The sequence below is a fragment of the Hanstruepera marina genome (assembly GCF_019880635.1).
GTDB classification, from domain to species: Bacteria; Bacteroidota; Bacteroidia; order Flavobacteriales; family Flavobacteriaceae; genus Hanstruepera; species Hanstruepera marina.
Genome location: NZ_JAINVX010000002.1, coordinates 324548 through 343248, shown reverse-complemented (window position 1 = coordinate 343248; position 18701 = coordinate 324548). Strand labels below are relative to the sequence as shown.

Genomic DNA, 18701 nt, shown 5'->3' with positions numbered 1-18701 from the left:
TAAAACATACAACACATGAGTTTTTTAAATTCTGTACTTAAGGTATTTGTAGGCGACAAATCGAAACAAGATGTCAACGCCATTATGCCAATAGTAAAACAAATCAAATCGCACGAAGCTGCTTTAGAAGGCTTATCACATGACGAACTACGTGCCAAAACAGCTAATTTCAAAGCCCAAATTGCCGAAGCCCGAAAGCCGCTTAATGAAAAGATAGATGACCTTTTAGCAAAAGCGGAAGCTACCGAAGATATCGATGAGCGCGAGGACATTTATCTCGAAATAGATACTATAAAAGATGAGGTTTACAAAGTAACCGAGGCTATTTTAAACGACATTCTCCCTGAAGCTTTTGCTGTTGTAAAAGAAACTGCCAAGCGTTTTGTGCACCATACCGAAATAGAAGTTACCGCTAATACTTTTGACCGTGAAGTATCGGGCGAAAAAGACTATGTAACCCTTAATGACGACAAAGCTATTTGGGCCAACTCTTGGGATGCTGCCGGCAAGCCTATTACTTGGGATATGATACATTACGATGTACAGCTTATAGGTGGTATAGCTATGCACCAAGGTAAAATTGCCGAGATGCAAACTGGTGAAGGTAAAACCTTGGTTGCCACACTACCAGTTTACTTAAATGCATTAGCTGGTCGTGGTGTGCATTTGGTAACGGTTAACGATTACCTTGCTAAACGTGATAGCGCCTGGATGGCTCCTATCTTTGAATTCCATGGATTAAGTGTAGATTGTATTGATTACCACCAGCCTAATTCAGCTGCTCGTAAAAAAGCCTATCGTGCCGATATTACCTACGGTACCAACAACGAGTTTGGTTTTGATTATTTACGTGATAATATGGCACACTCCCCTGACGATTTGGTTCAGCGTCCACACCACTATGCCATTGTAGATGAGGTGGATTCTGTATTAATTGATGATGCCCGAACTCCTTTAATTATTTCAGGACCTATTCCGCAAGGCGACCGCCATGAGTTCGTAGAACTTAAACCTAAAGTAGAAGATATTGTTTCGGTACAACGTAAATATCTTACGGGTGTTTTAGCCGAAGCCAAAAAATTAATTGCCGAAGGTGATACCAAAGAAGGAAGTTTTCAATTACTGCGTGTGTATCGTGGTATGCCAAAAAACAAAGCGCTTATTAAGTTTTTAAGTGAAGAAGGCATCAAGCAAATGCTTCAAAAGACTGAAAACTTTTACATGCAGGACAACAACCGTGAAATGCCTAAAGTAGATGCAGAACTGTACTATGTAATTGAAGAAAAAAACAATCAAATTGAATTGACCGATAAAGGTATCGAGCACTTATCAGGTAAAGATAATCCTGACTTTTTCGTGATGCCCGAAATTGGTATCGAGATTGCCAAAATAGAATCTCAAGGCTTAACATCGGAAGAAGAAGCCAACTTAAAAGAAGAACTCTTTAGGGATTTTGGTGTCAAATCTGAACGTATCCATACCCTAAACCAATTACTGAAAGCCTATGCCTTATTTGAAAAGGATATTCAGTATGTGGTAATGGAAAATAAAGTCATGATTGTTGATGAGCAGACGGGACGTATTATGGATGGTCGCCGTTACTCTGATGGTTTGCACCAAGCCATTGAGGCCAAGGAAAATGTAAAAATTGAAGATGCCACCCAAACCTTTGCAACGGTAACGCTTCAAAATTACTTTAGAATGTACCGAAAGTTATCTGGTATGACCGGTACAGCGGTTACCGAAGCTGGAGAATTCTGGGAAATTTATAAATTGGATGTTGTTGAAATTCCAACCAACAAACCTATAGCTCGAGACGACCGTGAAGATTTAGTGTATAAAACCAAGCGCGAAAAATACAATGCTGTCATTGATGAAGTTACTAAACTGTCGCAAGCTGGAAGACCGGTTTTAATTGGTACAACATCTGTAGAAATTTCAGAATTGTTAGGAAAAATGTTGAGTATTCGTAAAATACCGCATAATGTCCTTAATGCCAAGCAACATAAAAAGGAAGCCGAAATTGTAGCCGAAGCCGGTAATGCTGGCCAGGTAACCATTGCCACCAATATGGCTGGTCGTGGTACCGATATTAAATTATCAGAAGAAGTAAAAGGTGCTGGCGGTTTAGCCATTGTTGGTACCGAACGTCATGACTCTCGACGTGTGGACAGACAGTTACGTGGTCGTGCTGGACGTCAAGGAGACCCTGGAAGCTCACAATTCTATGTGTCTTTAGAAGATAATCTAATGCGCTTATTTGGTAGTGAACGTATTGCCAAAATGATGGATAGAATGGGATTGGAAGAAGGTGAAGTCATTCAGCATTCCATGATTTCAAAATCTATAGAACGTGCACAGAAAAAGGTAGAAGAAAATAACTTTGGTGTTCGTAAAAGGCTTCTGGAGTATGATGATGTTATGAACTCGCAACGTGAAGTGGTTTACAAACGACGTCGTCATGCTTTACACGGTGAGCGTTTACGAGTGGATTTAGCCAACATGATTTACGACACCTCTGAAGGTATTGCGGAAAGCAACAAAGCTGCTAATGACTATAAAAATTTCGAATTTGAATTGATTCGTTATTTCTCCATGAGTGCACCAGTTTCAGAGGATGAATTTGGAAAACTAGGCGCTCAAGAGCTAGCAGGTATTATTTACAAAGCCGCATTTGAACACTATCGTGCCAAAATGGAGCGCAACGCCGAGATTGCTTTCCCCGTTATTAAAAATGTTTACGAAACACAGCGCGATAAATTTAAACGTATTGTGGTGCCTTTTACTGATGGTGTAAAAAACCTTCAGGTTATCACCGATTTAGAAAAGGCTTATGAAACCAATGGCAAACAGCTGATTAACGATTTTGAAAAGAACATTACCCTAGCCATTGTAGACGATTCATGGAAAACCCATTTGCGTAAGATGGATGAGTTAAAGCAATCGGTTCAGCTAGCTGTACACGAGCAAAAAGATCCGTTATTAATCTATAAGTTTGAAGCGTTTGAATTATTCAAAAGCATGATTGATCAGGTGAACAAAGATGTAATTTCATTCTTGTTTAAAGGTGAATTACCTACCGAAACCACCAATGCTATTCAGGAAGCCCGTCAAACCCGTAAAAAGGAAACCTTGAAAACGGAAAAAGAGGATATTCCAAATATGGATGAGCGCGCTGCCCAAAGTCGAGCTGCCGGTAATACACAACGTCAACCTGAAGTTGTAGAAACCATCGTTAGGGACCGACCAAAAATTGGGCGCAATGACCGTGTGACTATCAAACACGTTATGAGTGGCGAAAATAAAACCTTAAAATATAAACAAGCTGAACCTTTAATTGCGAAAGGCGATTGGGTTTTGGTTGAATAATATTTCAAAATCATTATATCCTTAATACCGCGTTTTTTGACGCGGTATTTTTTTGGAATAAACTTTAAAACCGATATTTTTTTCTTTTTAACGAAAAACACCGTTCACATTCTTGTAGATTTCTTGTTATTAGTAAATTTACAATAGACAACTTTCCTAATAAAAAAGCTTTTTCGATTAATAGCACAAGTAAACGAAAAGTAAAATTATGATGGTATTATCGTATATTACAAGTAGGTGCTATTTTCCTATTCTAGTAGCCCTAACTTTAGTTTTATCCATTAGTAATCAAATGGCTGCCCAATCCATTAGCTTTGGATCAACAGGCTTACAAAATGAAGGTGTTTTAAATCCTACGTCGTTAGACTTTGGCCCTGACGATAGGTTGTATGTCTCACAACAAAATGGTACTATATATGCCTACACCATTGAACGTGATAATGCTGTTGCTGGTGAAGGTACTTACACCGTAATAGATACTGAAGAAATAAACATCATTAAAACTGGGATTCCAAACCATAACGATTTAGGAGAGTTCAATCCTAGTCAACAACGTCTGGTAACTGGAATCATGACAGCAGGAACAGCTCAAAACCCTGTATTATATGTAACATCATCTGATTATTTACTGGGTGGTGGTTCTGCTGGAAATGATTCAAACTTAGACACGAACTCCAGCATGTTATCCCGAATAACAAAAGTAAATGGTGTTTGGGAAAAGGTTGATTTAATTCGAGGCTTACCACGTTGTGAAGAGAACCATGCCATAAATGGTTTGGATATGTTTAACAAAGACGGAAACGATTATTTACTCATCGTGCAAGGCGGACAAACCAACAAAGGCGCACCAAGTAATAATTTTGCAGGCACTCCAGAATTTTTCCTATCGGCTTCCATGCTTATAGTCAATTTAACCGATTTAGAGAGCATGCCTGTTTATACCGACCCTAGAACGAATACCCAATATGTATACGACTTACCTACGTTAAATGACCCTTTACGTCAGGATATTGACAATACCCATCCTGAATTCCCCTATCCGGTAGGACATCCTATGTACAATGCAACCATTGATATTGGTGATCCTTTTGGTGGAAACAATAGTTTAAATCAGGCTTTTCCAGAAGCAGGTGGCCCTTTACAAATTTTTGCTCCTGGTTTTAGAAACGCTTATGATGTGGTGGTAACAGAAAACAATAGAATTTACACGTCTGACAATGGCCCCAATGCACTTTGGGGTGGCGTTCCTAGAATTTATGATAGTGCTACAGACACCTATTTGGGAGATGAAAGCACTATTACCTATAATCCTAATTTGCACTATATTACCAATGAAATGAATGAGAGCGGTAGTGAATTCTCTGGCGATCCGCTGCACTTTGTTGGTACTATTAATGATGCAAACAGAACCTATTATGGTGGGCATCCTATTCCCATTTTAGCATTTCCTTCGCGAGCCCATGTTATTTCGTATGAACAAATTGAGGGTTCTTGGGTAGCAACTAACAACCATGATTTAGCGTCCTTACTTGTTGGCACTTCAGGTTACTTTAATAATTCGTTTACAATCAATGATTTTCCAGATCAACCTGAACTGGGTGAATATTTGGTAGATGAACCGGTATCCAGCCCGCGAAATAATATTTTAGATGTCATTTCATCTTCAACAAATGGTATTACTGAGTACACTGCCAGTAATTTTTCGGGCGCCATGCAAGGTAATATTTTAACAGCTTCATTTAATGGTGATATTAACAGGTACGTACTTAACGCTTCTGGCAATACGGTTTTGGAGCATGACATTACTTTTAACGGTTTTGGAAGTATTCCTTTAGATGTTATTGCACAAGGTGATGATGATATTTTTCCAGGCACTGTTTGGGCAGCAACCTATGGTTCCAATAGTATAACCATTTTTGAACCTTCAGATATAACCTGCTTACAACCTGGCGATCCTGGTTATGACCCCAATGCTGACACCGATAATGATGGGTTTACAAATCAAGATGAGATTGATAACAATACCAATATTTGTTCACAAAGTAGCAAACCTAAAGATAATGATGGTGATTTTATTTCTGATTTAAATGATCCTGACGATGACAATGATGGTATTTTAGATGTTGATGATGCTTTTGCTCTAGATGCCCATAACGGAACGACTACAAACCTGCCTATTGACTACCCGTTTTGGAATAATGATCCCGGTACCGGCTTTTTTGGGCTTGGCTTTACGGGCTTGATGTTAGATCCAACTGGCAACACAGACTATCTTGACCAGTTTAATGAAACGCAGATGTCTTTTGGGGGTGCTGCGGGAAAAGCTACTGTTGATGGTGTTACTGGAGGTGACGCTTTTGAAAATAACAATGACCAAGATTATGGTTTTCAATTTGGTGTAAATGTGGATGTTAATTCAAATGCCTTTACCGTACACTCTAGAATTGAATCGCCATATTTTGGCTCAAATGGTATGCAGAACAACCCCCTAGATTTTCAATCCTATGGTATACAGCTAGGAACAGGCGATCAAAATAACTATCTAAAATTTGTGTTGATGAATGGCACTGACAATAGCGACAACGTTAATGGTTTACAAGTACTATTGGAAACTGGAGGAGTTGTAACGTCTAACACTAGTTTTGATATACCCAATATTTTAAATTCGGGTTCGGTTGATTTATATATATCTATTGATCCCGCTACCTTATTGGCACAGCCTTTTTACTCTTTAGATGATGGCCAAACATTAATTATTTTGGGCAGTCCTGTAACGATTCCTTTAGCATTTTTAGATGATACTGATGATAAAGGTTTAGCAGTTGGTTTGATTTCAACAGCACGTTCGCAAACTACACCAAACTCTTTTACGGCGACATGGGATTTTATAGAGGTTTATGAAAATCTAGATGGTATTATATCCATTAATCCAGATCCGTTGCAATTTGGATTGACTCCAGTTACTAATTCGCAACGCACAAAATACCTAACCTTAAATAATGAAGGTGGTCCAACAGATACCGTAATTACGGTTACTGCAATTAACTTTACTGGAGCTGATAGCAGTTTGTTTTCTACTGATGTAAGTTTGCCTTTTAACATTAACCCAGGTTCATCTGTAACTATCCCTATAGATTTTAGTTCTGATGCCGTTATTGGCTCAAAAACCGCAGCTATTTCTGTTGTCCACTCTGGTAACAATTCTGCAATACAGGCTGATATAACTGCTGAACTCACCGATATTTTTACTCCAATAGTTAGAATAAATGCCGGTGGTGTTGAAGTAGTAGCTACAGATGGCGGCCCTAATTGGGAAGACAATATAACCCGTAATGGTGAGTCGTTTGTTGTGGCTTCAGGTAATCCGTTTAATGGTAGTGTAAACTATAATAACAGGGACGCATCCATACCCGACTACATGGATAGCAGTACTTACACTACTGTTTTAAGTAGTCAACATAGTAACAGTGGGCCTGACTATCCCATGATTTATGCTATTAATGTCCCAGATGGTGATTATATTGTTAATTTATATTTTGCTAACTTATACAGTGGTACATCGGAACCCGGTGAGCGTTTGTTTCATGTTGATATTGAAGGGGAACGCAAAATAGCCAACCTTGATTTATCGTTACGTTTTGGTCATGAAGTTGGGGGCATGGAACAATTTAATGTTACTGTTACTGGAGGCGCTTTGGAAATAGGATTTATACATTCTGATTTACAAAACCCTTTAGTTAATGGTATTGAAATTTTAGGTATTCAATACCCTGAATTGGAATTACAACCTCTAGCAGACCGTATAGACTGTGAATTAGAAATTTCAGATTTTCAAGCCGAAGGATCTGGCGGTAATCCTTTAGATAATTTAACATATGAAATTTCGGGACAACCATTAGGTATTGCCATAGAACCTACAAACGGTTTAATATTTGGCACTATTGACGAAACCGCTGTTTTTGGTGGCCCCAATAACGATGGAGTGCATCAAGTTACAGTAACCCTAAAAAAACCTGGAAGTTTAGATGTTAACCAATCTTTTGAATGGACCGTTTTAGACGATACGGAAGCACCAACCCTAACATGTCCTATAAACCTTGTTGAGGAGATACCGATTGGTACTACAGAAGCTAATATCGTTATATCAAATCCTACGGCATTAGATAATTGCGATAGTGCTATTACTTATGACTTTTCACGTTCTGATGGGTTATTGCTTACAGATCCATTCCCATTGGGCACAACAACTATTACTTGGACTGCTACGGATGCTTCTGGTAACACCTCATTATCATGTGACCAGACCATTGATGTTTTAATTCCGGAATACACCGTAGATTTAAGTGTAAGTCTACAAGGGCGATCAGACTATAGTGGCTCCTACTCTGTTTTGTTTTATACTATGGACGATTTAATAACACCTGCCTATACTTTTAATGAAACTGGAAGTTCGGGTGGCACTATTAATTTGAGTTCAACTATTAGTAAGGGTACCTATAAGGTTTTAGTAAAACATCCTCAATATTTACAACAATTAAAAATAGTAGCTGTAAATGCCAACGGAACAGAAATTATCCCGATGCTACTGGCAGGTGATGTTAATAATGATAATGCCGTTAATATTTTTGATTTGGGAATTTTTGCTGGCACTTACAACTTAAGCGATGGTGATTCTGGTTTTGATTCGCGGGCTGACTTTGACGGCAACCAAACCATAAATATTTTTGACCTTGGATTATTTTCTGGAAACTATCAATTACTTGGTGATACTCAAAATGATTAAAATTTAAAAGATGAAACAATTAAAGCCATATTTTCTACAAGTTGCCTTGTTCTTTTTTATAAGCATGAGTTTAAGCGCCCAATCAGTTGATTTAGTTGCAACAGTAGATGTTACTCCTCCATTAAGTAATGGACAAACATTTAATTATTCTATACTATCTACTGGAAACCCCTATAATGCATTACGAATAAAACTTATTTATAACCCTAGTGTTATTCAACTTAATGGTTTAACTCCAGTATATGCTTTTGATTTTACTCCAGTTAATAATACTGGCACACCTGGTTTAGTAAAATATGAGGCAGCTAGTTTATCTGGAAACATTACTACTGATGAAATTATTTTTACTATTGAATTTGAAGTTCTCGATGAAACGCAAGCCATATCCATTGCTCACAATTATGATGCTGCCGATGGTACTGTAGTAATAAACAGCTCTGGAAGTGATATTTTAGGAACCGCAAATGACATTCTTTTAGAAACCCTATCTGTCGAAACATTTAATAATTCAACAGCTATTTTTATTTATCCAAATCCAGCACAAGATACGGTAACAATTAAACTTACCAATAATCAAACCGCTATTGAGTCATTAACAATACAATCCCTTGATGGTAAAACGGTGCTTTTAAAGCAAATGGATAGCAGTTCTACAACTCCTGAAGGAATCGTTATAGATACATCTGCACTACCTAGTTCTTTATATTTTTTAACTGTTAAAACCATAGATGGTAACCAAAACGTTAGTAAACTTTTAGTATCACATTAAGGCAATTTTAGTAGCAAATTAGGGTCTGGACAATTGTTTAAATAAAACTGTAAATCTTTTTGGCTAGTCACGCCAGGGTAATCGCCTTTGTAATTACCAATATCTCGAATAATCTGAAAATGTAAATGCGGCGCATAATCACCATTCACTTTAGCATCTCCAAGCGTAGCCAAGCAATCGCCAGCTTTGAAAGCTTGCCCTATGGTTAGATTATTTATAGATTCTAAACTTAAATGTCCATACAATGAATAAAACACCCCATCTTTAATTGTGTGTTTAAGAATGATAGTTGGCCCATAATCTCCATGATTAACATTATTGGCATAACTATGAATTGTACCGTCTAAAGGTGCATAAATACAACTTCCTACAGCTAACCATAAATCTATTCCGAGATGAATATTGCGTTCCAAATCTTTATGAGATACATTAAAATATGAACTGCGCTTGTATATATTGCGTTTTTCCGCATAACCTCCGTAAGCTACTTGCGACTGATTGTTTTGTAGATAAGCATCTAAATACGTTTCCCAATCTTGGGAATTAGAAACATTAAATGCTAGTAAATCTGGATTGGTTTCAGATAAATTAATAGGTGTATACTGATTTAAAGGAATGGCTTTATCTAAAACATATAACGGTTTTTTGCTAATACCGTTTAAAAAAGAAGAAAATTGAGTGGCGTTCATTTACAGCATGAAAACCCAAAAATAAAAAACTATTGCATGATTACCTTACTATATTTTGCGTTTATTACAATAGTTTTATTATTAGCTATGCTCCCCAAATTAAATGAAGAAACCGATTTCCCCTTATTGTTTTCTGGGTGCTCTAAATAAGAATTCTTGCCTTGATATTGCAACTTAAAATCACTTTTTGGCAATTTAACTGCAGCATTACTATTATCTAAAGTTATGTTTAAATTATTAAAGTTGTCATTTATATTGTGTATAACCAAGTCGCCAAAGCTACCATTAATTATAGCGTTTCCAGACAATCTATCAATTCCTATATTAGACGAATTGGAATTTAAAACCATACCATTGACATCCTGAAGTATGGCGTCTTGAACGAAATTTAATTTTAACTCGCCCATATTCCAGTTTTTAACAAATACCGATGTATAGGAAGCATTGATGGAGGTTTTTTCTCCATCAATGCTATTTGCCAAAAAGGTGGCATGATTTAAATCGGCCTTTAAATTGTGTATCACATTAGAAAACTTTAATTCACCATGACGCACATTAACTTTTAGTTTAGCATCTTTTGGGATTTTTATCTTAATGGTTTTCTTAATATTCAAATTCTTTTTGGATTCTGTTTCTAAAAGTGCACGATATGCTTCTTCTCTTTCTTTAAATAATCCTTCGTTAGCTTCTGCTTGCTCTTCAATTATTTTTGCACGCTCTTCATAAACCTTGGCACGTTCTTCCATTTCCTTACCAAATTCTTCTCCCCATTTCTCCATATCTTCACCGAACTTTTCACCCCAGGCTTCCATACTTTTTCCAAATCGCTCACCAAACTCTTCGCCCCAAGCTTCCATTTCCTTGCCAAACTTTTCTCCGAACTCTTCACCAAATCGCTCACCAAATTCTTCACCCCATTTCTCCATTTCCTTTTCGTATTTAGCTAAAGCCTCTCTATCTACTTTTTTAGCCCAATTTTCCATTTTTTTGGCATAAGCTTCACCATACTTTTCTCCATACTCTTTACTCCATTTGTCCATGTAGGCTTCTCCCTCTTTTTCGTATTTATCAAAATCGAAATTAATGTTATTCATACCTTCTGGCAAATCTGGTAGTTTAGGCATTTTTGGCATTTTTGGCATATCAGAAAAATTCATGTTTTCTAAAAACGATAGCTCTGGCATTTTAGCCAATTGCACTTCTAATTCTGCCAATTCAATTTCTAGATCTTGTAATGCATCTATTGATTCCAATTCAAGAAGACCTACACTTTCTGTCCAAGATATACCTGAAGCATTAGAACTAATGGTAACGTTATCTTTAGATCCATCAACATTTACCTTCCATCCTTTTAAATAGGTTTCCAGTTCTTGTTTTGTAAGGGAGTTACTCTCCATATAAGCCTCAACCTCTATGATATCTTTGTTCCAAGTATCTATAATAATATTGGTTTGACTTGTGTTGAGATTAATAGTCACATTATCATTTACATTAACTGATTGTGAAATTTTTTCTAAACGTTGTTGTGCCGAAACACTTATGGTTAAGAAAAATAGTATACTTAATATATTTACTGTTTTCATTTTTTGATTGTTTTATGCATTAATCTTGTTGGGATTCTGACTCTCGTTAGTTTCGTTCAGTAACTTTAATTGTTCCTTTAAACGGTACATTAGGTTTAAACGAAACTTTAAATTGGTAATTAAGGCATTTACAGTTAGCTCATTAGCACCAGACTCGGTAAGTTCTATAGACAGGCGTTTGTATTCCTTATTTAACTCGTCCAACCTACTGATGTAACCATCGATTAACTCTTTATTATCAGGGGTTAGCTTAACCTTTGACAACTCTAAATTGATATTTGCCAAATAATAGTCTTCAACCTTTTTTAAATCTGGTGAAATATCACCCAAGCTTTTTGTAGGCTCCTCCTGATTTTTATTAGTATCGACAACCTTAACAGGTTCTATTGGATTATTAAAATAGGTGAACGTACCGTATCCCAATCCCATAATAACTACTATACTGGCTGCTATTTGCAACCAATTAAAGCTTTTGGATTTCTTAATTGGTAATTGGCTATCCAACTTTTTTAAGAATCGTGCTTCGTGACCTGAAGACATTTTATCTTCTGTATTGTTGCGCGCCTCTTCAAATAATTTTCTAATATCCTGTGCCATTTTGTTTTTGTTTTAGCAATTTTTGCAACTGTAATTTACCTCTATATAGCTGTGTTCTTGAAGCCACTTCAGAAATATTTAAAATCTCTGAAATTTCTTGATGATCATAACCTTCAATTAAAAACAACATAACGACATATTTGTATTTGTCAGACAGTTGATTTATAGCTTCTTTTATTTCGTCTATGCTCACAGCATCATCTGCCAACCATTTGTCATCATCTCCAGTATCAACAACTTTTAAGTGCACATCCTCTAATTCAACAAGACGTTGTTTTTTAGATTTTAAAGCATCAATACTAGTATTGACAACAATACGTTTTAACCAAGCCCCAAACGTTACCTCTGCACTATACTGATGGAGTTTAGTGAACGCTTTAATAAAAGCATCCTGAACAACATCTTCGGCCTCGGCATCATGTTTTACAAACCGCTTAGCAACACTATACATACCATTGCAGTACTGGTTGTACAACTGCATTTGCGCTTTACGATCGTTTTGTTTGCATTTTTCAACAATGTCAACTTGAAACATGCTCTGTTTGGTTTTTGGTTTAGTTCATCTTAAAGACGAACAAAAAATTCTGATGTTGCAAAAAAGATATAATTTTTTTTACAGATAAAAATTTGTATTAATTTTATGGTTTACTATTTTATTACAAATAACATTTAAAGTATCTTTATAACACTATTTTTTTGGGGAAATGAATAATAAATTTCGATGGTTTTTTGGCTTATTGGTGCTCATAGCAGTGAGTCTTTTTTTATATTCTTATTTTGTGGACGATAGCCTTTTGGCCAAAAGAAAGAGCCCAATAGATACTGTTAAGCTTATAGAAAATGATTTAGTCTTTGAAGTGGTATACAATAGACCATCAAAACGTGGCCGAGACATTTTTGGCGGTTTGGTTCCCTACAACAAAGTCTGGCGAACTGGTGCTAATGAGGCTACTACCTTTAAATGCTCAAAACCTATAAAAATTGGTAACGACTCGCTACCAGCAGGAAAGTATACGCTATGGACCATACCTAACGATTCTACATGGCAGGTTATGTTTAACAGCAAACAATATCCTTGGGGTGTAGATGCCAAAATGAATCCGTTACGGGAACCCGAGTTTGATGTTGTACATATTTCAGTTCCTGTTGAACGCTTAAATCAGATCGTAGAACAATTTACCATTGGCTTTAACAATACATTGGACAGTATATCTTTAACCATGGCTTGGGATAACACCAAAATTGGTATACCTTTAAAAACTTTTGACTAAAAAAGGGAGACATAAAACGGCATTATCAGAACAAGAAGGTATTTCAGATCCTGAAATCACTAATGACAAAGCCATACTTAAAATTAAACAAAAACGTTTGCTATCGGTTTCTTCCGAGACTTTGGTTTCTGAAATTTTAAAAGGGCAAGTTACTGCATTAAGTAGAGCTATCACGTTAGTAGAGAGTAAAAACAGTAAGCATTTAGAGAAAGCCAATACAATTATCAAAGCATGCTTACCGCACGCTAACAAGTCCGTTAGAATTGGCATAACCGGAGTTCCTGGAGTTGGCAAAAGTACTTTTATTGAAGCTTTAGGGAAACACTTATCTGCTTTAGGTAAAAAAGTTGCTGTATTGGCCATTGACCCGAGTAGTTCCATTACAAAAGGAAGTATTCTTGGTGACAAAACCCGCATGGAGGATTTGGTTAAAGACAGCAATGTATTTATTAGACCTTCTCCTTCTGGCGATTCATTGGGAGGTGTAGCCAGAAAAACACGTGAAACCATAATTTTATGTGAAGCTGCTGGATTTGATACCATTCTAATTGAAACTGTTGGTGTAGGACAAAGTGAAACTGCTGTACATAGTATGGTTGATTTCTTTTTGCTTCTTAAGTTGGCAGGGGCTGGTGATGAGCTTCAAGGTATAAAACGTGGGATCATTGAAATGGCAGATGCCATTGCCATAAACAAAGCTGACAATGACAATATTAAACATGCTAAATTAGCCAAAGTAGAGTTTAATCGTGCCCTCCACCTCTATCCAGAAAAAGCTTCTGGTTGGACACCTAAAGTTCAACTTTGTAGTGCCTTAAACAATGAAGGGATTTCAGATATCTGGAAAACCATTGAAGATTATATTGAATTAACTAAAGAAAACACCTTTTTTTCTGAAAGAAGGCAAGAGCAAAATAAGTATTGGTTAATCCAAACTATAAAAGACAATCTACAGAGTGCGTTTTTTAATCACCCCACGATAAAAACAGCTTTAGTTGAGCAGCTTAAACTTATAGAAGCCAACCAAACCACTCCATTTGTAGCTGCAGAATATCTCTTAAACTTAAAGCAAGGATTATAGGAAATTTTTCTTGTACCAATCCACTTGTTTTTCAACACCTTCTGATAGTGTTGTTTCAGGATTATAATTCAATAACTTTTTCGCCTTATCTATGTTTGCTTTTGTTCGCAGCTGATCTCCTGCCCTAGCTTTAACATGGTTAACTTCAATTTTCATATTCATTACCCGCTCAACGGCTTCTATACCCTCTTTAGTAGTATGCTCTGTTTCAGTTCCAAGATTAATAACCTCACCGTTAACAATATCCTCCTTACCAATCACACTAACTACCCCATCTACAATATCACCTACATAGGTGAAACTACGTAAATGTTCTGCACTACCTTCATACAATGGAAAAGCTTCATTGTTGAACCCGCAAGCAATTAATTTGGTATACATTTTTTCTGGTCGTTCACGTGGTCCAAAAACGGAATACAGTCGCAAAGAACAGGCTTTCAGTTGTTTCTCTCTAGATTTTTGCAAAACCAATTGCTCTGCTGCCAGTTTAGTTACACCGTAATATGAAGCTGGTTTTGGTGCTTTATCTTCGGGGAACGTAGCTTCTAAACCGTAAATTGAAGATGTTCCAATATTGACAAACAGTTTTAAGTTAGTCAATGACAGCGCATAATCAGTTAAATTTTTGGTTGCCAAAATATTATTGGAAAAATAGTCTTCAAAAGTAGATGTTGAGGAAATTCCGGGCTGGGCAGCAAAATGGAAAATATAATCAATATCGTTAGGCAAAATCTCACTCAAATTATTTGAACGCAAGTCTACCTCTAACATGGTAACCCCGTTTTTTATAAGTGATTTTTCGTTCAATCGTTTTAATTCCTCACTATAATAGGGCGAAAAATTATCGAGTCCATAAACCTCAAAACCCATTGAACACAAACGCTCTGCAGTATGCGAACCAATAAAACCAACTGCTCCTGTTACTAATACTTTCATATACAATAATATCTTACAAAGAAACATTTTTTTTTGATAAGAAAAGATTTCTTTAAAAAAGAATACATTTGCATAACTAACTAGAGTTACATGAATTACCAATTTACCATTATAGTCCCCGTTTATAATGAAGAAGATAATTTACTCCGCGTTGAAAAAGAGTTATTAGCCTACACCAAAATAGCTTCAAAAAAAACCAAAATTTTATTTGTTAACGATGGCTCAAAAGATAACAGTCAAGAACTTATTGAAACCATATCAAATAGAAACGCAGGTTTTCATTTTATTTCATTTGCTGAAAACAGAGGTTTAAGTGCTGCTATAAAAGCTGGGTTTGATTACGCAGATACTGAATTGGTTGGGTATATAGATTCTGATTTGCAAACAGCTCCTGAAGATTTTAATTTATTGTTGGAGCATATTGGAGCGTATGATTTAGTAACTGGTGTACGAGCAAACCGAAAAGACTCATTTGTAAAAAACATGTCATCGACCATTGCCAACGGAGTTCGCAGAGCTTTTACTCACGATGGTATGGACGATACAGGCTGCCCTTTAAAAGTCATAAAGACTGAATATGCCAAACGCATTCCTATGTTTAAAGGTTTACATCGGTTTTTACCTGCTATGATTTTATTACAGCATGGAAAAATAATACAGATTCCGGTTCAGCATTTTCCTCGTGTAGCGGGTCAGGCAAAATTTGGGGTCTGGAACAGGCTTATAGGGCCTTTAATGGATTGCTTTGCGTATTTATGGATGAAGAAAAAGTACATTAATTATACCGTTGCCAAAACTAGCGAATGAGTCATTGGATAATATATAGCATTGGGTTTTTTGCTCAAATATTATTTTCCTCGCGACTTATAATTCAATGGGTGTATTCAGAAAAAGAAGGTCGTGTTATTACACCTACTATTTTTTGGACTTTAAGCTTAATAGCCTCATTTCTATTATTTGTATACGGATATTTACGAGACGACTTTGCCATTATGCTCGGCCAAGGTTTAACCTATTTTATTTACATCAGAAATCTCCAGTTACAGGACAAATGGGAACAGATACCTAAATGGCTGCAATGGTTTATTTTATTAATGCCTTCTTTTATTGTCATTTACTATTTTAATAATAACGCTATAGATGTAGAAAAGTTATTTAAAAACGATGCTATTCCTTTATGGCTGTTAATTCTTGGTATTGTTTCTCAAGTAGTGTTTACTTTACGTTTTGTTTATCAATGGTTATATTCTGAAAAGCAAAAAGAATCTTCTTTACCCATGGGGTTTTGGTCATTAAGTTTAATAGGGTCTATATTGATTTTAACTTATGCCGTTTTTAGAAAAGATCCGGTTTTATTTGTAGGGCATATTTTAGGCGCTACTATTTATGTTAGAAATTTAGTTTTAATTTACCGATATGCTAAAGCGACTCGTTAATTCATACCCTATTTTAACACTTTGCATAATATTGATAATTATGTTGCTCCCCAATTTACATGTATTGGAAGTAACTATTATGGAAGCGCGTAATTTTATTACAGCTCGTGAGATGCTAACTGATAATAATTGGCTATTGACAACAATGAATGGCGAAGCCCGTTATGAAAAACCACCACTACCAACTTGGCTTACGGCTATTTCTGCTTCAATTTTTGGTGTTAAAAGTGTATTTGCCATGCGACTTCCTGCAGTATTATTTGTGGTTTTACTAACTGTTTTTGTTTTTAAGCTTTCATATAAGCTGACTCAAGATACATTTTTTGCATTCAGAAATGCTTTAATTATTGGTTCATCATTTTACGTAATCGGTATTATAATTGAAGCGCCTTGGGATATATTTACCCATGGTTTTATGTGTGTTGCCATATACTTTTTGTTTCAGTTTTTTGAACATGAAAAATCACATTTTAAATATGCTTTACTAGCCAGTGTATTTTTAGGCTGTTCGTTTTTAAGTAAAGGGCCTGTTTCTTTATATGCCTTATTTCTACCCTTTTTGTTGGCTTATGGATTTACTTTTAAATATAAACCCTTATCTAAAAAACTTGTAGCCATTGTAATTATCTTGATAGTAGGGGTTTTACTTGGCAGTTGGTGGTATTTATATATTCGTGCCTATGACCCTGAAACTTTTACAACTATTGCTGAAAAAGAAACGGGTAACTGGAGTAGTTATAATGTTAGACCATTTTACTATTATTGGAGCTTTTTCACACAAAGTGGGATATGGACCATTCCTGCATTTATCAGCTTGTTGTATCCGTACTTAAAGAATCGGGTCAGGCATTTAAAAGCTTATCAGTTTAGTTTATTGTGGACACTATTGGCCGTTATATTGTTATCGCTTATTCCAGAGAAAAAGTCACGCTATTTAATGCCTGTTTTAATTCCGTTGTCCATAAATATCAGTTTTTATATGGATTATGTAATTCGAGAATTTAAAACTCTAAAAGACAAACGCGAAACATATCCTCTCTATTTTAATTTTGGCCTAATAGGTTTTATTGGAATAGCTTATATTTTTATTGTTGCATGGTTTTTAAAGGGCAATATGAAAGGCTATTATGGCTATATTATTACTTCAGGCTTACTACTTTTCACTATTGGGGTTTTAATTTTTAAGTTTTTAAAAAAGAAGCAACTACCCAGCGTGTTTTATTTAACATTTGCTCTATTTGCAGCCCTATTACTTACGGCTTTACCAATAAAAAACGTATTAATTAGTGAAACCTACAAACCTATTAGTGGTTTGAAAGCAACCAGTAATTTAAATCTTTATCAGTTTAATTATATCGCACCAGAAGTTATTTGGCAATATGGTGATAAAATTCCAGCAATAAAATCAGAAGATGGCACTATTGAATTTCCCAAAGACAATACATTTGGTTTATTGGCCATAGGAATCAGCCCTGAAGATTCGGACTATATGCAGTCCTTATATCATATTGAAAAGCAAGGCTCTTTCGATTTAAACCAAGTCGATACAGATTCAAAACAATATAAAGAGCGCTTACAGGCCAATTACTACATTCTAACCAAGCGGTAGCTATCGCATTCTAAATCGGTTTTGAAAATATTTATCCAAGCGGTAAAACATATATCCCGAAAGTCCCCCAAAAATCCAACCACTCAATACATCAAGTGGATAATGCACACCTATATAAATGCGGCTATAACCCATACCTATTGACCAGGCTATTAAAATATAAAGCAAGTATTTAAAGCGGTAACGCAACATAAATCCTGTAAATACGGCTACTGCCATCGAGTTGGATGCATGCCCAGAAAAATATCCAAATTGGCCGCCACAATTGGGCTTCACCAATCTAACCAACCCTTCCAAAAGTGGATCATGACAAGGCCTTAAACGCATAACTAATATCTTTTTAAACACGTTAGTAACCTGATCTGTAAATGAAATCATTAAAACTATTAAAACAACAGTTAAAATAAAAATTTTGGGATTCGGCATCTTGTAAATCAAAAATAACAAAACGGCATATAGCGGTATCCAATAAAATTTAGTGGTATAAAACATCCAAAAGGCATCCCATGTGTTTGTTCCTAAATTATTAAGGTATAAGAAAAGGTCAGTATCCAACTGCACTAATTGTTCTAACATAA

At 35.9% G+C, this 18701-nt stretch carries 14 protein-coding genes; 8 read left to right on the top strand and 6 right to left on the bottom strand.

Annotated features, from left to right (window positions below):
* Nucleotides 1-15: 15 nt before the first annotated feature.
* The 3 genes from secA to K7G76_RS09305 all read left to right on the top strand — a co-directional run bounded on the left by secA (nucleotide 16) and on the right by K7G76_RS09305 (nucleotide 8921).
* Nucleotides 16-3369: a preprotein translocase subunit SecA gene (secA, locus tag K7G76_RS09315; RefSeq protein ID WP_223033930.1), complete on the top strand. Its 3354-nt coding sequence runs from the start codon at nucleotides 16-18 to the stop codon at nucleotides 3367-3369.
* Nucleotides 3370-3577: 208 nt separating this feature from the next.
* Nucleotides 3578-8152 carry a malectin domain-containing carbohydrate-binding protein gene (locus tag K7G76_RS09310; RefSeq protein ID WP_223033929.1) on the top strand — a complete coding sequence of 1525 codons (4575 nt, stop codon included), beginning with the start codon at nucleotides 3578-3580 and terminating at the stop codon, nucleotides 8150-8152.
* A 10-nt stretch (nucleotides 8153-8162) separates the two neighbouring features.
* On the top strand, nucleotides 8163-8921 hold the full coding sequence (locus tag K7G76_RS09305) for a T9SS type A sorting domain-containing protein (protein WP_223033928.1): 759 nt from the start codon (nucleotides 8163-8165) through the stop codon (nucleotides 8919-8921).
* Here the strand turns inward: K7G76_RS09305 and K7G76_RS09300 are convergent.
* From K7G76_RS09300 to K7G76_RS09285, 4 genes are read right to left on the bottom strand one after another with little or no spacing between them, the layout of a single operon-like run.
* Entirely contained in the window at nucleotides 8918-9610 is a 693-nt protein-coding gene (locus K7G76_RS09300) for a peptidoglycan DD-metalloendopeptidase family protein (protein ID WP_223033927.1), read from the bottom strand. The genes K7G76_RS09305 and K7G76_RS09300 overlap by 4 nt on opposite strands.
* 29 nt (nucleotides 9611-9639) lie before the next feature.
* Nucleotides 9640-11193 (bottom strand): hypothetical protein, encoded by a 1554-nt coding sequence (locus K7G76_RS09295; protein ID WP_223033926.1) that lies wholly within the window; start codon nucleotides 11191-11193, stop codon nucleotides 9640-9642.
* 12 nt (nucleotides 11194-11205) lie between these two features.
* Complete coding sequence (locus K7G76_RS09290; protein WP_223033925.1) at nucleotides 11206-11790, bottom strand: hypothetical protein; 585 nt, start codon at nucleotides 11788-11790, stop codon at nucleotides 11206-11208.
* On the bottom strand, nucleotides 11774-12325 hold the full coding sequence (locus K7G76_RS09285) for an RNA polymerase sigma factor (protein ID WP_223033924.1): 552 nt from the start codon (nucleotides 12323-12325) through the stop codon (nucleotides 11774-11776). Before K7G76_RS09285 ends, K7G76_RS09290 begins: the two co-directional genes overlap by 17 nt.
* 169 nt (nucleotides 12326-12494) lie before the next feature.
* Between K7G76_RS09285 and K7G76_RS09280 the strand changes: the two genes are divergently transcribed.
* Together K7G76_RS09280 and meaB are read left to right on the top strand one after the other, a co-directional pair.
* On the top strand, nucleotides 12495-13061 hold the full coding sequence (locus tag K7G76_RS09280) for a DUF2911 domain-containing protein (protein ID WP_223033923.1): 567 nt from the start codon (nucleotides 12495-12497) through the stop codon (nucleotides 13059-13061).
* On the top strand, nucleotides 13054-14142 hold the full coding sequence (gene meaB, locus K7G76_RS09275) for a methylmalonyl Co-A mutase-associated GTPase MeaB (RefSeq protein ID WP_223033922.1): 1089 nt from the start codon (nucleotides 13054-13056) through the stop codon (nucleotides 14140-14142). Before K7G76_RS09280 ends, meaB begins: the two co-directional genes overlap by 8 nt.
* Here the strand turns inward: meaB and K7G76_RS09270 are convergent.
* A complete protein-coding gene (locus tag K7G76_RS09270; RefSeq protein ID WP_223033921.1) occupies nucleotides 14137-15078 on the bottom strand; it encodes an NAD-dependent epimerase/dehydratase family protein in 942 nt (313 codons plus the stop codon). The two genes, meaB and K7G76_RS09270, sit on opposite strands and share 6 nt — an antisense overlap.
* A gap of 90 nt (nucleotides 15079-15168) precedes the next feature.
* Between K7G76_RS09270 and K7G76_RS09265 the strand changes: the two genes are divergently transcribed.
* Genes K7G76_RS09265 through K7G76_RS09255 form a run of 3 tightly spaced genes read left to right on the top strand, consistent with a single transcriptional unit; the run spans nucleotide 15169 to nucleotide 18123 of the window.
* The gene (locus K7G76_RS09265; RefSeq protein WP_223033920.1) at nucleotides 15169-15885 is read left to right on the top strand and encodes a glycosyltransferase; all 717 of its coding nucleotides are present in this window, start codon (nucleotides 15169-15171) and stop codon (nucleotides 15883-15885) included.
* On the top strand, nucleotides 15882-16514 hold the full coding sequence (locus K7G76_RS09260) for a lipid-A-disaccharide synthase N-terminal domain-containing protein (RefSeq protein ID WP_223033919.1): 633 nt from the start codon (nucleotides 15882-15884) through the stop codon (nucleotides 16512-16514). Before K7G76_RS09265 ends, K7G76_RS09260 begins: the two co-directional genes overlap by 4 nt.
* Nucleotides 16495-18123, top strand: coding sequence for an ArnT family glycosyltransferase (locus K7G76_RS09255; protein ID WP_223033918.1), 1629 nt, complete (start codon nucleotides 16495-16497; stop codon nucleotides 18121-18123). The genes K7G76_RS09260 and K7G76_RS09255 overlap by 20 nt, the downstream gene beginning before the upstream one ends.
* Here K7G76_RS09255 and K7G76_RS09250 read toward each other — a convergent pair whose 3' ends face one another.
* Complete coding sequence (locus K7G76_RS09250) at nucleotides 18124-18699, bottom strand: phosphatase PAP2 family protein (RefSeq protein WP_223033917.1); 576 nt, start codon at nucleotides 18697-18699, stop codon at nucleotides 18124-18126. It abuts the gene before it with no gap.
* Between the last annotated feature and the right edge of the window lie 2 nt (nucleotides 18700-18701).